A 13066-nucleotide genomic window follows, 5' to 3' on the forward strand; every position below is an offset into this window, starting at 1 on the left:
TTGTATAAACCTCTGTCCCTATGAACCTTTGTGCCTTTTTTTAATCAAATAAATCCGAAGACAAATAACGATCACCGCGATCGCAGATTACGGCAACTACAACTCCGGATTCTAATTGTTCTGCGATTTTAAGAGCTACTGCTACAGAGCCTCCGCTGCTCATTCCGGCAAAAACACCTTCTTCAAGGGCTAGTCTTTTAGTCATTTCTCTGGCTTCTTCTTCGCTTACATCAACTACAGTATCTACTTTGGAAGCATCAAAAATTTTAGGTAAATATTCCTGAGGCCATTTACGGATACCTGGAATTTGAGACCCGTCGCTTGGCTGGGCGCCAATAATCTGAACAGCCGGATTTTTTTCTTTTAAATATGTGGAAGTTCCAATGATAGTTCCTGTAGTTCCCATTGCTGAAACAAAATGCGTTACAGTTCCATCAGTATCGTTCCAGATTTCGGGACCGGTTGTTTTATAATGAGCTTTCCAGTTGTCATCATTGGCAAATTGATTTAACATGATATAACCGCCTTCTGCTACTTTTTTGTCGGCATAGTCTCTCGAACCGATAATTCCTTCTTCAGCAGGCGTTAAAATAACTGTAGCGCCATAAGCACGCATGGTTTGTGTTCGTTCTTTTGTAGAATCTTCCGGTAAAACCAATTCGATTTCTATTTGAAATAATTGCGCAATCATTGCTAAGGCAATTCCGGTATTACCGCTTGTTGCCTCAATAAGTTTATCACCTTTTTTTATTTCGCCTCTTTCAAGTGCAGCTGCGATCATATTGTACGCTGCTCTGTCTTTTACGCTTCCTCCGGGATTATTTCCTTCAAGTTTCAGTAAAAGTTTTACGTTTTTATTTTTAACCAAATTGACAGTTTCCATTAATGGAGTATTTCCAATTAGGTTTAGCAATTTCTGTGGACCCATTTTATTTTTTTTCTTTTATTTTAACTTCGGTTGTAGTGGTGTTTAGTACAATTGAATCTTCAGGGATAGATTTGGTAACCCATGAGTTTCCGCCAATAATGCTGTTTTTTCCAATAATGGTTTCGCCTCCTAAAATTGTAGCATTGGCATAAATACAGACATTTGCTTCAACGGTTGGGTGTCTTTTGGCATTTTTCATTTCTTTACTTACACTCAAGGCCCCCAAAGTAACACCCTGATAGATCTTAACGTGTTTTTTTATAACCGTGGTTTCACCAATAACAATTCCGGTTGCGTGATCTATAAAAAACGGCGAAGCAATATCGGCACCGGCGTGAATATCAGTTCCCGTAATACGATGGGCATACTCACTCATTAATCGTGAAAACAACAGTAAATCTAATTTGTATAACTCGTGGCTTAATCTGTAAATAGCTATAGCATAAAAACCGGGATAACCCAAATAAACTTCGTCAATACTGTTTGATGCCGGATCGTTTTCTAAGATATAGGCTGCATCCTGATTTAATTTTTCTAAAACACCCGGAAGTTTTTCCAGAAAGCGATCCCAAATCGATTCGCATAAATTTTCTGGTTTTTGGCAGGCTAAAACGGCAATTTCCTTAAATCTAATTTCGAGTTCATCGATGCTTTCATCAAGTGCGGCATTCGAATCAAAAAGAGTATAAAAAAGCTTCTCGGTAAAATCTTCAGTCTTGGTTTTGATACCGTAATTTATATTAGAATGGCTTTTTAAGGCCTTTATATTTTGTATGATATTGTCTTTCGTCACAATAGTAAAATTGAGTGGATATTTTAAAACGTTAAAAGTAAGGTGTTTTTTGTAAATAAGGGCACGAATTAACTAAAGAAATTTTGCGCTAATAATCGTATTTGTGATAAAATAAAGATTGATTAAAGCATATTTTTTATATGATTCTTAAGAAGTTAATTGTGTAAATTAGCAGATAAAATTCACAAAAAATGAAAAATAATCCTGCTTTTAAAAGTGCTATTTCTAATATTTCTTTTCCCGAAAGTGAAAAAATTAACGGCAAATCAATTCATGATCCTATCTTAAGCCTCATCCTTAAAGATCATCCTACGTTTTGCGATGATGATTTTATTTCAGTACAAGAGTTAAACGAATACCGTCAAAAATATATCTCAAATTATTTGTCAACAGAAATTGGAACACTTTCAGATCTTGAAAAAAGTGTTATTTCTTCCCTGAAAGAAGATAAATCAATTGTAAGTATTGTAGAAGATGAAGATGAAACGAGAAGTTTTGGGCAAAGAATAGCTGATAAAGTAGCCGATTTTGGCGGAAGCTGGACTTTTATTATTTCATTTGTTGCTTTTATAGTTGTTTGGATTGGTTCGAATGTTTACATTTTGCTTAATAAAGGTTTCGATCCTTATCCGTTTATTTTGTTGAATTTAATTTTATCCTGTATCGCTGCACTTCAGGCGCCGGTAATTATGATGAGCCAGAATCGTCAGGAAGAAAAAGACCGAAACCGTGCTAAAAAAGATTATATGATTAACCTCAAATCTGAATTAGAAATTAGAATGATCCATGATAAAATTGATCATATGATTATGCATCAGCAGCAAGAATTAATCGAAATTCAAAAAGTTCAAATCGAAATGATGAACGATATTTTGAATCAGGTGAAGAAGTAATTGATCTCAAAAAAATCAAATATAAAAGTGCTTGTAGAAATAACCAATGCACATAAAAATGATATTTAGACCTGCAGCTTTCCATATAATTTTTTGGTAATTTCTGGACTTATCCAAAAAATATAAAGTCACTAAAAGTAAAAATAGAAGAGTGGTATAGACAGCCGGATACATATAAAAAGCTGCTGAAAATTCGCCCTTAAAAAGTAAGAATAAAGAACGCTGAAAACCACAGCCCAAGCACTCAAAACCAAAGAGTTTTTTAAACAGGCACGGGATCATATATTTCTCTAAATTCACAGGATGTTTTTTTTACAATTTTACAAAAAAATATTGGATAACATTTCAAGAGATGAATAACAGCCAGCTTAAAGTTTTATACTTTTGAATTCTTAAACTTAAAAAAATGAAAACGTTTAAAATTTTAATCATGATTCTTGCTATTTCGGTTGCATTGTACGAGCAGGTTTCAGATCAAAAAAATATCTATATAATGGTAATTGCTATTGCCGTTTTTATGTATGGAATGATGCAGTTAAGTGCAAAAACACCAAGTAAAAATCAAGAAAAAGAGGAGAAGGATGTTGACTAAAGGAGATAAGGTTTCGGTCTTAGACGAAGCAATAAACGGAACAGTAGTTTCAGTGAAAAATAACGAAGTTTTAATTGAAACTGAAGACGGATTCATGATGACATTTTTTGTCAATGAACTGGTTAAAATACAAGATTCCAGTAATTTAATGAATTCTATTAAAAGAATTAATTTAGATGAAGTTGTAAAAGAAAAAACAGAGCCAAAACCGCGAAGTTTTGTAAAAAAAAAGAAAGATAAACGTGAAATTTCGGCTCCTGAATTTGATTTGCACATTGAAAAATTAGTTCCAAATAAACGCGGGATGTCAAATTATGATATCTTGACACTGCAAACAGAAACTGCAAAAAGGCATATTGAATTTGCGATAAAAAACCGCATTCCTAAAATCGTTTTTATTCATGGCGTTGGTGAAGGAATTTTAAAAGCCGAACTTGATTTTTTATTAGGCCGTTACGACGGAATTGATTTTCAGGATGCCAATTATCAAAAATACGGCTTGGGTGCAACCGAAGTTTATATTCGTCAAAACAATAAATAAAGTATATTTTGAAGCTTAAAAAAGGCTTCTTTTAAAGCATAAAAAACGTCCGTTTTTCAATACTGATTTTAATAGAAAATCAAATGAAAAACGGACGTTTTTTTGTAGGAATTAAAATGATTGTTCAGGAGTTTTTTTGAACAGATTTTAAAATCTCTTTTTGTGTAATTACTTAGTTGTTATTTTACCCAGCGTGAAAATGTTTCCAAGTCTGAAACTGCTGTTTCCTTTTGTTAGTAAAACATTTTTTAATACAACTGTATGAAGGAAAGTACCGGCTACTTCTTCTGTTGTAACTTCTATAGTTGCTTTAGTGTCTGTTGGGTCAGTGGTGCCAATCCAGGTTTCGTTTACTGCTGGTAAAGCAGGTGCCTGTGCTGCACAAAAAGGATAGGCGTCAGTAATACTTCCTGTTCCGCTTTGGAAATTTCTATACACAACTTTATTCGTTGTGGCTCCAATATCAGCTGTTCTTGGCTGTCCGGGAGCAGTAGCCTGATTAATGATTAAGTCTGCAGACAGATTTTCTACAGTTACAATCATTGATGGACTGTAGTTGTATATTTTGGTCTTATCAGGACAGATAAAGGCTTCACCAGTATCTGTATTTTGAAAGGTAAGATCAGCAGGAGTTACGCTTGTCTGGAAAGTGCCGTATTCAAATAGTGCTTGAACCTGCGGTCCTGCAGGTTTTAAAAAAGTAATGTTTTCGAATGTAATAACATGATTGTATGCTTTTATTCGGAAAGAATCGTTAGCATCAGTTTCTGTTGGAACCTGCGAAGTTGCAATTGTTATTTTTCCTGCTGTTCCGGTCCATTCCTCGGTAACATTTGGAGTGCTTGGCGGAATAGTACCACATATATTGTCTTTGGCTACAGTTCCATTATAGGATCTGTATAAAACACGGTATTGTGAATTGTCTATGTCATAAATCTTAATACCGGGATCGTTTACAAGACCATTGGTTTTTGGAAGTTGAAGAATAAATGCTTCCTGAGGTTTAAGTTTATATATGATGGTTGGATCTGTGCTAAGACTGTTTTCTACAAATGGAACACAGCTTGTGGGCTGCACAGAATCAAAATTAATTTGATCTACGGTTAAGTCGCCATCGTCGCAGCCGTTTAAGAAAATAGCCAGTAATAGAAGGCTTGCATATTTTTTCATCGTAATTTTATTTGGGTCAAAAATAGTGAAAAATTTGGCAAATGATATTTAAGAATAGACAATTGATATTTCTTAACTTTGCAGCAATGAAAAAAGTATACCTCGATAACGCCTCAACTACTGCGATGCGCCCTGAAGTTATTCAGGAAATGACTAAAATTATGACGGAGGATTTTGGAAATCCATCTTCTACACATAGTTTTGGGCGAAATGCTAAAACCATTTTAGAACTTTCAAGAAAAAATATTGCCAAACATTTAAATTGTTCGGCTCAGGAAATTCTTTTTACTTCTGGCGGAACGGAAGCTGATAACTGGATTTTAAGATCGGCAGTAGAAGATCTTAAAGTAGAACGCATTATTACTTCCAGAATTGAACATCATGCTGTTTTGTACAGCGTTTTGGCTTTGCAGTCAGATTATAATATTCAGGTTGATTATGTAAAGGTTAATGAGGACGGAAGTATCGATTTAACGCATCTTTCTAATTTATTAGCCGATGAGAAAAAAACAATCGTTAGTTTAATGCATGTAAACAACGAAACGGGAACTATTTTAGATTTAGAAAGAGTTGGGGTTATCTGCAAGCAGTATAATGCCTTGTTTCATTCTGATACGGTTCAGTCAGTTGGTAAAACGGAGATTGATCTTCAAAAGCTTTCAGTTGATTTTATTTTAGCCAGTGCGCATAAATTTCATGGACCAAAAGGAACTGGTTTTGCTTTTATCAGAAAAAATTCGGGTTTGCAGCCTTTAATATTTGGAGGAGAGCAGGAAAAAGGACTTCGAGCCGGAACAGAAGCGGTGCATCAAATTGCCGGAATGGCAAAAGCACTGGCTCTTTCTTATGAAAATTTAGAGGAAGAAAGAAATTACATTTCGGACTTAAAAAAATATCTTATTTCGCAGCTAGAAATTAATTTTCCAGGCTTTAGAATTAATGGAAAAAAAGACGATTTTTATAATATCATTAATATTACGCTTCCTTTTTCTTCGGATAAAACTTCAATGCTTTTATTTAGTCTGGATATGAAAGGAATTGCGGTTTCGAGAGGAAGTGCGTGCCAGTCCGGAAGTATAAAACCTTCGCATGTGTTAAAAGAAATGCTTTCGGAAGCAGATTTAAAACTGCCTAACCTCCGAATTTCTTTCAGTCATTACAATACAAAAGAAGATATCGACTGGTTGATTGAGAGTTTGGGAGTTATTTAAGGTTCTAAGTTATAAAGGCTCAAAGTTACAGAGGGACAAAGGTCTGTAAAATATCCTTCGGCTTCGCTCAGGATGACATTAAAAGTCTGAAACTAAAAAGTTGTCAGGCTGAGCGAAGTCGAAGCTGTTTTTCTTAAACGCAAAAAAGCATTAACAATTCACAATTTACAATTATTTACGAATCACTTTTACCTGAGAATCTTTTGTCAGTTTTATGATTGTAGATGGTTTTCCGGCAATTTTATCCTGATTTAGTTTTACAACATAATCAACGCCTTTAATAATTTCGGGATTAATATCTTTGAAAGCAATAGGGGTAGGCTGTCCCGAAATATTAGCCGACGTCGAAACCAAAGGCTTTTTCATTCTTTCCATCAATTTAAAACAAAATGGTTCTTTAACCAATCTTATTCCTAATGATTTGTCGGCCGCAATAATATTATGGGCCACATTTCTGGCATCGTCTAAAATTAATGTGGTTGGTTTTTCAGACAAATCCAGAATCTGCCAGGCAACTTCGGGAATATCTTTAAAAACGTTGTACATCATTTTTTCACCATTCATCAAAACAATCATACTTTGTGTTTCGGCGCGCTGTTTTAGTTTGTAAATTTTCGCAACTGCTTCCGGATTAGTGGCATCGCATCCTATTCCCCAAACTGTATCTGTTGGGTAAAGAATAATTCCGCCTTCTTTTATAACTTCGTAAGCATTGTGAACTTCAGTGTTAATATCTTGACTCATAACCTAAAAAGTATTTTTAATAATAACAAAATTACTGCTATTAAGAGATTTGTTTGTTTATGATTTGAACTATTTTTTGTAAATCGGCTTCAGCAATTCCTACGTATAAAGGAAGGCATAAGATTCTTGATGCTGTCGATTCAGAAATTGGCATTTTATCACCTTTTGTATATTCTATTGTATTTAAAGAAGGGTAGAAATAACGTCGTGGTATTATATTTTCATCTGCCAATGCGTCCTGAACTTTTAATAAGACAGCTTCTGAACTAAAAATTACCGGATAATAACTGTAATTCCACTCTGTGTTTTCTCTTATTTTTAAAGATTTTACAGCTTCAAAATTTAAATTTTCATTGTAAAAATCGACCACTTTTTTTCTTTCGGCAATAATATGATTCATATATGGAAATACCGCTAAGCCCAGAGCTGACTGTAGTTCGGAAATTTTAGCGTTTATTCCTAAACCATGAAATTCCAAAGGTCCATTGTGTCCAAAATTATGACTATAATAAAGCTGATGAAAAATCTCTTTATCATCGCAGAATATAGCGCCGCCTTCACCTGTATGAAACAATTTAGTTGCATGAAAACTGCAGGTGCTTACATCTCCAAAATTAAATAAGGATTGTGCGTTGTATTTAACTCCAAAACAATGAGCAGCATCATAAATAACTTTTAAATTGTGTTTTTTGGCAATTTTTTCTATTTCAATAACATGACAAGGATTTCCAAAAACATGTGTTGCTAAAATGGCAGTCGTTTTTTCGGTTATTGCGGCTTCAATTTTAGTTTCGTCTATTGTTAAATAATCCGGATTGATATCAACAAACACAGGTTTACAGTTTTCCCATACAATAGCTGCCGAAGTAGCTACATAAGAAAAAGGTGTTGTTATGATTTCACCTCCTTTGCCAAATAACTTTAAGGCAATTTGAATTGGTATTGTACCGTTATTAGTAATGATTAAATTAGAAACGTCAAGAAAATTTTTAAGTTTATCTTCTAATTCTAAAGTAAGTTCACCACGATTTGTAAGCCAAGCTTTGTCCCACGCGCGTTGTACATACGAATTGTATTCTTCTTGCGGAGGCAAAAATGTTTTGGTTACGGGAATCATTTAATTATGGATTTAGTGAGTTTAATTTACCTTTAAGGATAACTATTGTTATATTTGCGGGGTAAAATTAGGAAAAGAAACCTTAATTTTTGGTATCAGCCACTATTATAACATTGTAAGTTGTTGAAGTTGTTTTAAACTTGATTGGTTCACAATGCTTTAAGTGGATTTTTATCCAGATAAAAGGTAAGTATTTTTTTAGTTTTTCATACAATCAATGTAAACAATAATATAAAAACAAATTTAATAGGACTATGGAAATCAACACTTTTTTGCGAAATTTTGCAGATATTTTAGATGATACAGACGCGGCATTAATTACACAAGAAACTGTTTTTAGAGATTTAGACGAGTGGAATTCATTAACAGCTTTGTCATTAATTGCTATGGCTGATGAAGAATATGATGTGAAATTAACCGGAGATGATATTAAATCTTCGAATTCATTAAACGATATCTTCGAAATAATTAAAAATAAAGGATAATTAAATGGCAGCTTTTTCAGTAAATGATATTGCAATAAAAGGTATTTCGTGCAGTGTTCCTAAAAACAAGGAACTAAATATTGATTTGGAAATACTAACGCAGGAAGAAATTCAAAAATTCATTGAAGCAACCGGGGTCGAAGAACGCCGTATTGCAACAAAGGAAATTTGTACTTCTGATTTATGCTGTGAAGCCGCCGAAAAATTAATTAAAGATTTAAATTGGCAGAAAGACGAAATTGAAATTTTAGTTTTTGTTTCTCAGACTGCCGATTATATTTTGCCTGTTTCTGCAGCCATACTTCAGGATCGATTAGGATTATCTACCAATTGTATTGCTTTTGATGTTCCTCTGGGATGTTCCGGTTATGTTTACGGAATGTCAATTATTTCAGGAATGATGAAAGCTGCCGGTTTAAAAAAAGGATTGCTTTTAGCAGGTGATACCAGCAGTAAACTGCTTTCTAAGACCGATAAAAGCACTGTACCGCTTTTTGGCGACGGAGGAAGTGCAACAGCATTTGAATTTGATGAAAAAGCAGCTAATCTATTGTTTGATTTAGGTACAGACGGTTCCGGTTATAAAGCTATTATTGTGCCAGACGGAGGATCAAGAAACAGAATAAATGAAGATTCCCTTAAAGTAAAAGATGTTGAAGAAGGAATCAGCCGTAATGCCTGCAATTTGGTTCTTGACGGAATGGATGTTTTCGGTTTCGGAATTTCACAGGCTCCGAAAACGGTAAAAAAACTGATCGAAAAATTTGAGATAGATGTTGATAAAATAGATCATTTTGTATTTCATCAGGCTAATTTAATGATGAATAAAATGATCGTTAAAAAATTAAAACTTCCTGTAGAAAAAGTTCCTTATTCATTAAAAGAGTTTGGAAATACTTCTTCTGCAACAATTCCTTTAACAATTGCAGCAGAACTGAAAGAAAGTTTGGCAAATACTTCTAAAGATTTGATTATTTGCGGATTTGGAGTGGGGTTATCTTGGGGAACAGCCAAAATAAGGCTGGATAATGTGGTGATTTCAGATTTAATAGAAATATGATAAAGAATTTAGATTATATAGACGAAGAAGTTTATTTAAAAGAAAAATCTTTGTTTTTTAATGAATCCTGGATTTTAGCAGCTCACAAAAATGAATTACTAAATAACAATGATTTTGTAACTTTTGAGTACTACGGAAATAAAATTTTTATTCAAAATTTTAATGGTACAATTAAATCTTTTCAAAACGTATGTCTGCACAGATTTAATACCATACACGAAGAACCTTACGGGAATAGAGTTTCATCTTGTTTATATCATAATTGGACTTATGGTAAAAAAGGAAATGTTGTTGGGCTGATGTGCCGAAATTCATTTGAAAGAGATCATATAAACGAATTAAAACTTAAAGAATATGAAGTCGCTTTTTGTGGTGACTTTGTTTTTTTGAAGTTAAATGAAAAATTAGATAAAAGCTTACAGCAGTATTTAGGAAATATATTTACACCGCTTCAGGAAATCAGTAAACATTTTGGAGCAAAAACAATAGATTACACCATTGAGCATAAAGTAAACTGGAAACTTCTGGTTGAGAATGTCTTAGAGTGTTATCATTGTACTTCGGTACATGAAAATTCCTTTGCAAAAATGGGATTTGGATCAGTTAAGCCTGAAAAATTTGATTTTTTTGACGCACACAGCTGGTGCGAATTTCCAAAAGGAGAAGATGTAAAACCAAATAAAATTATCGAAAAGTCTTTGGCAGGCAGGACTTTTAAAACGCAGGGATATCTTCATTTTTACCTTTATCCTAATGCATTTATAAGTTCAGTAGAAGGAAAAGGATTTTATTTTGGCTTTATGCTTCCGGAATCTCCTTCTAAAACCAATTTAAGAGTACGTTATTTTTCTTCAAAATTCGAAAAAGAATTAAGCGAATCAGAGCAGAATATTATTGATTTTATAAATAATAGCTCTAATGATTCTTTGGATTTGGTTTTGAATGAAGATAAAAAAATTGTAGAAAATATTCAGTCCAATCTGGTAAATTTTAAAGATCATTCGCCCATATTTGGTGACGAGGAATTTAGAATTTTAAAGTTTTACGAATATTTTAATAAACAAAAGAACAAAAACAGATACAATGAATCCATTTGATTTATCAGGAAAAAAAATAATAGTAACCGGAGCATCTTCGGGAATTGGTTATGAAACATGTCTGGCTATTGCAAGACAAGGCGGCACTTTTATAGCAATTGCAAGGCGAAAAGATTTTTTGGAAAAATTGATAGCAGAATGCGGAGATAATAATAGTTTTATAACCGCCGATTTATCTAAAATGGAGGATATTAAATCTATTGTTGATACAATTGAAAATATAGACGGAATTGTGCATTCAGCCGGAATAGTTTCTTTGGCGCCGGTTAAATTTTATTCAGAAGAATTAATGAATGAAATGCGAAGCATCAATTTCGATTCGATCGCTTATTTAATTAATTTGATTTTTAAAAAGAAAAAAATTAATAAAGGAAGCTCTATTGTTTTGGTTTCTTCTATCGCTGGTTTGTTTGGAATGAAAGGAAACGGAATTTATGCCGCAAGCAAAGGCGCTTTAATTGCCATTTCAAAAGTTTGGGCAAACGAATTTGCGGTGAGTAAAACCCGTGTAAATTGTGTTTCTCCCGGAATGGTTAAAACCGAAATTACGTCAAAATCTATCGAAGATTTATCTTTAGAAGTTATTCAGCAGGACGAAAAAAAATATCCTTTAGGTTATGGCGATCCGGTTCAGGTTGCCAATCCAATTGTGTTTTTATTATCTGAAGCAAGCAGCTGGATTACCGGACAGAATATAGTTTTAGACGGAGGAAGAACTTCAACAATATAATTTGAAAATGAAAGCAAATATAAAAGCCATTTCATATTATCTGCCCGAAGCGATTTTATCTAATGATTTGATTAATCAGGAATTTCCGGAGTGGGATATTGAAAAAATAAGCTCAAAAACGGGAATCAATTCACGACATATAAGCGCAAGTGATGAATTTTCATCGGATATGGCGGTTAAGGCGGCTGAAAAATTATTTGACGAACATAATATTGACAGATCGACTATAGATTATTTGTTGTTTTGTACGCAGAGCCCGGATTATTTTTTGCCAACAACAGCTTGTATTATTCAGGATAAGTTAGGATTAAATACTTCGATTGGTGCTTTAGATTTTAATTTAGGATGTTCCGGATTCGTTTATGGTTTAAGCTTAGCCAAAGGTTTAATTGCAGGCGAAATGGCAAAGAACGTTTTATTGATTACATCAGAAACCTATTCAAAGTTCATTCATCCAAAAGATAAAAGCAATAAAACGATTTTCGGAGATGCTGCTGCCGCAACTTTAATTACAAGTGATAAAGGTTTTTGTTCTATTGGAAATTTTGTTTTTGGAACTGACGGAAAAGGAGCTGAAAACCTAATTGTAAAGCAGGGCGGTATGCGTTTTCCTGTTTCAAACGAAAATGAAGATATTCAGGATGAATTTGGAAATGTTAGAAATGATAAAAATTTGTTCATGAACGGAACCGAGATCTTTAATTTTACAGGCGAATTTGTTCCAAAACTTACAGAATCAATTTTAAATAAATCGGGTTTAACCAAAGACGATATTGATTTGTTCATTTTTCATCAGGCGAATAAATACATGCTCAATCACTTGAGAAAAAAGATCAAAATCCCGGAAGAGAAATTTTTTATTTCGATGGAACATTGTGGTAATACCGTTTCATCTACTATTCCAATCGCTTTGTATGAAGCTCAAAAAGAACAGAAAATTTCAAATATTAAAAACTTAATATTAGCTGGTTTTGGTGTAGGATATTCCTGGGGAGCTTGTAATTTAATAATTAACGAATGAAAAATTTAATAATAGTAGGAGCAAGAGGATTTGGTCGTGAGGTTTATGATCTTGCTACACAATGTTCAGGTTTTAATATTGAATATGTTGTAAAAGGTTTCTTAGACGATAAAGCAGATGCTCTTGAAGGTTTTGAAAATTATCCTCCGATTCTTTCCTCAGTAGAAAATTACAAAGTTGAGGAAAATGATGTTTTCGTTTGTGCCTTAGGAACTGTAAAATGGAAAAAACATTATGCAGAACTAATTCTTCAAAAAGGAGGTATGTTTATAAACTTAATTCATCCTTCGACAAAACTGAATACTAATGCTATTGCAGGTACAGGTTTGCTGGTTTTTATGTATGCAAATATCAGTAATGACTGTATTATTGAAGATTTTGTTACCATACAAGGATATGTTGGTTTAGGTCACGATACCAAAATTCGTAAATGGGCTCATGTAAGTTCTTATTCTTTTACAGGCGGTTTTGTTGTTTTGGAAGAAGAAACTACGCTTAATACTCGCGCAACAATATTACCGCATGTAATTGTACGTAAAGGTGCAACAGTTGGCGCCTGTAGTTTGGTTATTAAGCATGTTAAAGAAAACAGCACTGTTTTTGGTATTCCGGCAAAGAAGCTGGATTTTTAGATAATTCTACTATTCCGAAAGGAAAATATTAATATAAGGTTACGAAATATAA

General features: G+C 33.5%; 16 protein-coding genes. 10 read left to right on the forward strand and 6 right to left on the reverse strand.

The genetic code is table 11. From position 1 onward, the window contains the following. Positions 1-40: 40 nt before the first annotated feature. Together cysM and epsC are read right to left on the reverse strand one after the other, a co-directional pair. A complete protein-coding gene (cysM, locus tag BKM63_RS13465) occupies positions 41-928 on the reverse strand; it encodes a cysteine synthase CysM (RefSeq protein WP_071637086.1) in 888 nt (295 codons plus the stop codon). 1 nt (position 929) lies between these two features. Beyond that, positions 930-1721 (reverse strand): serine O-acetyltransferase EpsC, encoded by a 792-nt coding sequence (gene epsC / locus BKM63_RS13470; protein WP_071637087.1) that lies wholly within the window; start codon positions 1719-1721, stop codon positions 930-932. Between the two features lie 191 nt (positions 1722-1912). On the opposite strand from epsC, the gene BKM63_RS13475 reads away from it, so the two are divergent. Next, positions 1913-2614 carry a DUF1003 domain-containing protein gene (locus tag BKM63_RS13475; RefSeq protein ID WP_071637088.1) on the forward strand — a complete coding sequence of 234 codons (702 nt, stop codon included), beginning with the start codon at positions 1913-1915 and terminating at the stop codon, positions 2612-2614. A 15-nt stretch (positions 2615-2629) separates the two neighbouring features. Here the strand turns inward: BKM63_RS13475 and BKM63_RS13480 are convergent, their stop codons facing one another. Beyond that, complete coding sequence (locus BKM63_RS13480; RefSeq protein ID WP_347511976.1) at positions 2630-2896, reverse strand: DUF2752 domain-containing protein; 267 nt, start codon at positions 2894-2896, stop codon at positions 2630-2632. 124 nt (positions 2897-3020) lie between these two features. On the opposite strand from BKM63_RS13480, the gene BKM63_RS13485 reads away from it, so the two are divergent. Continuing rightward, the gene (locus BKM63_RS13485) at positions 3021-3206 is read left to right on the forward strand and encodes a hypothetical protein (RefSeq protein WP_071637090.1); all 186 of its coding nucleotides are present in this window, start codon (positions 3021-3023) and stop codon (positions 3204-3206) included. After that, complete coding sequence (locus BKM63_RS13490) at positions 3196-3747, forward strand: Smr/MutS family protein (RefSeq protein WP_071637091.1); 552 nt, start codon at positions 3196-3198, stop codon at positions 3745-3747. The genes BKM63_RS13485 and BKM63_RS13490 overlap by 11 nt, the downstream gene beginning before the upstream one ends. Before the next feature lie 168 nt (positions 3748-3915). Here BKM63_RS13490 and BKM63_RS13495 read toward each other — a convergent pair whose 3' ends face one another. Continuing rightward, positions 3916-4917, reverse strand: a complete 1002-nt coding sequence (locus tag BKM63_RS13495) for a hypothetical protein (RefSeq protein WP_071637092.1) — start codon at positions 4915-4917, stop codon at positions 3916-3918. 86 nt (positions 4918-5003) lie between these two features. Here BKM63_RS13495 and BKM63_RS13500 point away from each other — a divergent pair, with 86 nt between their 5' ends. Continuing rightward, a complete protein-coding gene (locus tag BKM63_RS13500) occupies positions 5004-6128 on the forward strand; it encodes a cysteine desulfurase family protein (protein ID WP_071637093.1) in 1125 nt (374 codons plus the stop codon). Positions 6129-6299: 171 nt separating this feature from the next. Here BKM63_RS13500 and BKM63_RS13505 read toward each other — a convergent pair whose 3' ends face one another. Then, positions 6300-6872, reverse strand: a complete 573-nt coding sequence (locus BKM63_RS13505; protein WP_071637094.1) for an L-threonylcarbamoyladenylate synthase — start codon at positions 6870-6872, stop codon at positions 6300-6302. 40 nt (positions 6873-6912) lie between these two features. Continuing rightward, on the reverse strand, positions 6913-7989 hold the full coding sequence (locus BKM63_RS13510; RefSeq protein ID WP_071637095.1) for a DegT/DnrJ/EryC1/StrS family aminotransferase: 1077 nt from the start codon (positions 7987-7989) through the stop codon (positions 6913-6915). A gap of 254 nt (positions 7990-8243) precedes the next feature. Here BKM63_RS13510 and BKM63_RS13515 point away from each other — a divergent pair, with 254 nt between their 5' ends. Genes BKM63_RS13515 through BKM63_RS13540 form a run of 6 tightly spaced genes read left to right on the forward strand, consistent with a single transcriptional unit; the run spans position 8244 to position 13014 of the window. Beyond that, on the forward strand, positions 8244-8474 hold the full coding sequence (locus BKM63_RS13515) for a phosphopantetheine-binding protein (RefSeq protein ID WP_071637096.1): 231 nt from the start codon (positions 8244-8246) through the stop codon (positions 8472-8474). 4 nt (positions 8475-8478) lie between these two features. Next, positions 8479-9534 carry a 3-oxoacyl-ACP synthase III family protein gene (locus BKM63_RS13520; protein ID WP_071637097.1) on the forward strand — a complete coding sequence of 352 codons (1056 nt, stop codon included), beginning with the start codon at positions 8479-8481 and terminating at the stop codon, positions 9532-9534. Continuing rightward, positions 9531-10631, forward strand: coding sequence for an aromatic ring-hydroxylating oxygenase subunit alpha (locus tag BKM63_RS13525; protein ID WP_071637098.1), 1101 nt, complete (start codon positions 9531-9533; stop codon positions 10629-10631). The genes BKM63_RS13520 and BKM63_RS13525 overlap by 4 nt, the downstream gene beginning before the upstream one ends. After that, positions 10618-11361, forward strand: a complete 744-nt coding sequence (locus tag BKM63_RS13530) for an SDR family NAD(P)-dependent oxidoreductase (RefSeq protein ID WP_071637099.1) — start codon at positions 10618-10620, stop codon at positions 11359-11361. The genes BKM63_RS13525 and BKM63_RS13530 overlap by 14 nt, the downstream gene beginning before the upstream one ends. A 7-nt stretch (positions 11362-11368) precedes the next feature. Beyond that, positions 11369-12382 carry a 3-oxoacyl-ACP synthase III family protein gene (locus BKM63_RS13535; protein WP_071637100.1) on the forward strand — a complete coding sequence of 338 codons (1014 nt, stop codon included), beginning with the start codon at positions 11369-11371 and terminating at the stop codon, positions 12380-12382. Then, a complete protein-coding gene (locus BKM63_RS13540) occupies positions 12379-13014 on the forward strand; it encodes an acetyltransferase (protein ID WP_071637101.1) in 636 nt (211 codons plus the stop codon). Before BKM63_RS13535 ends, BKM63_RS13540 begins: the two co-directional genes overlap by 4 nt. Positions 13015-13066: the final 52 nt, after the last annotated feature.

It is taken from the genome of Flavobacterium johnsoniae (genome assembly GCF_001879205.1).
Classification (GTDB): domain Bacteria; phylum Bacteroidota; class Bacteroidia; order Flavobacteriales; family Flavobacteriaceae; genus Flavobacterium; species Flavobacterium johnsoniae_A.

What these genes read in the sequence shown, in the direction of transcription:
- BKM63_RS13515 (WP_071637096.1), top strand. Translation starts at nt 8,244, where the DNA reads ATGGAAATCAACACTTTTTTGCGAAATTTTGCAGATATTTTAGATGAT.
- BKM63_RS13505 (WP_071637094.1), bottom strand. Translation starts at nt 6,872, where the DNA reads ATGAGTCAAGATATTAACACTGAAGTTCACAATGCTTACGAAGTTATA.
- BKM63_RS13485 (WP_071637090.1), top strand. Translation starts at nt 3,021, where the DNA reads ATGAAAACGTTTAAAATTTTAATCATGATTCTTGCTATTTCGGTTGCA.
- BKM63_RS13525 (WP_071637098.1), top strand. Translation starts at nt 9,531, where the DNA reads ATGATAAAGAATTTAGATTATATAGACGAAGAAGTTTATTTAAAAGAA.
- BKM63_RS13475 (WP_071637088.1), top strand. Translation starts at nt 1,913, where the DNA reads ATGAAAAATAATCCTGCTTTTAAAAGTGCTATTTCTAATATTTCTTTT.
- BKM63_RS13510 (WP_071637095.1), bottom strand. Translation starts at nt 7,989, where the DNA reads ATGATTCCCGTAACCAAAACATTTTTGCCTCCGCAAGAAGAATACAAT.
- BKM63_RS13495 (WP_071637092.1), bottom strand. Translation starts at nt 4,917, where the DNA reads ATGAAAAAATATGCAAGCCTTCTATTACTGGCTATTTTCTTAAACGGC.
- cysM (WP_071637086.1), bottom strand. Translation starts at nt 928, where the DNA reads ATGGGTCCACAGAAATTGCTAAACCTAATTGGAAATACTCCATTAATG.
- BKM63_RS13540 (WP_071637101.1), top strand. Translation starts at nt 12,379, where the DNA reads ATGAAAAATTTAATAATAGTAGGAGCAAGAGGATTTGGTCGTGAGGTT.
- BKM63_RS13490 (WP_071637091.1), top strand. Translation starts at nt 3,196, where the DNA reads ATGTTGACTAAAGGAGATAAGGTTTCGGTCTTAGACGAAGCAATAAAC.
- BKM63_RS13520 (WP_071637097.1), top strand. Translation starts at nt 8,479, where the DNA reads ATGGCAGCTTTTTCAGTAAATGATATTGCAATAAAAGGTATTTCGTGC.
- BKM63_RS13530 (WP_071637099.1), top strand. Translation starts at nt 10,618, where the DNA reads ATGAATCCATTTGATTTATCAGGAAAAAAAATAATAGTAACCGGAGCA.
- BKM63_RS13500 (WP_071637093.1), top strand. Translation starts at nt 5,004, where the DNA reads ATGAAAAAAGTATACCTCGATAACGCCTCAACTACTGCGATGCGCCCT.
- BKM63_RS13480 (WP_347511976.1), bottom strand. Translation starts at nt 2,896, where the DNA reads ATGATCCCGTGCCTGTTTAAAAAACTCTTTGGTTTTGAGTGCTTGGGC.
- BKM63_RS13535 (WP_071637100.1), top strand. Translation starts at nt 11,369, where the DNA reads ATGAAAGCAAATATAAAAGCCATTTCATATTATCTGCCCGAAGCGATT.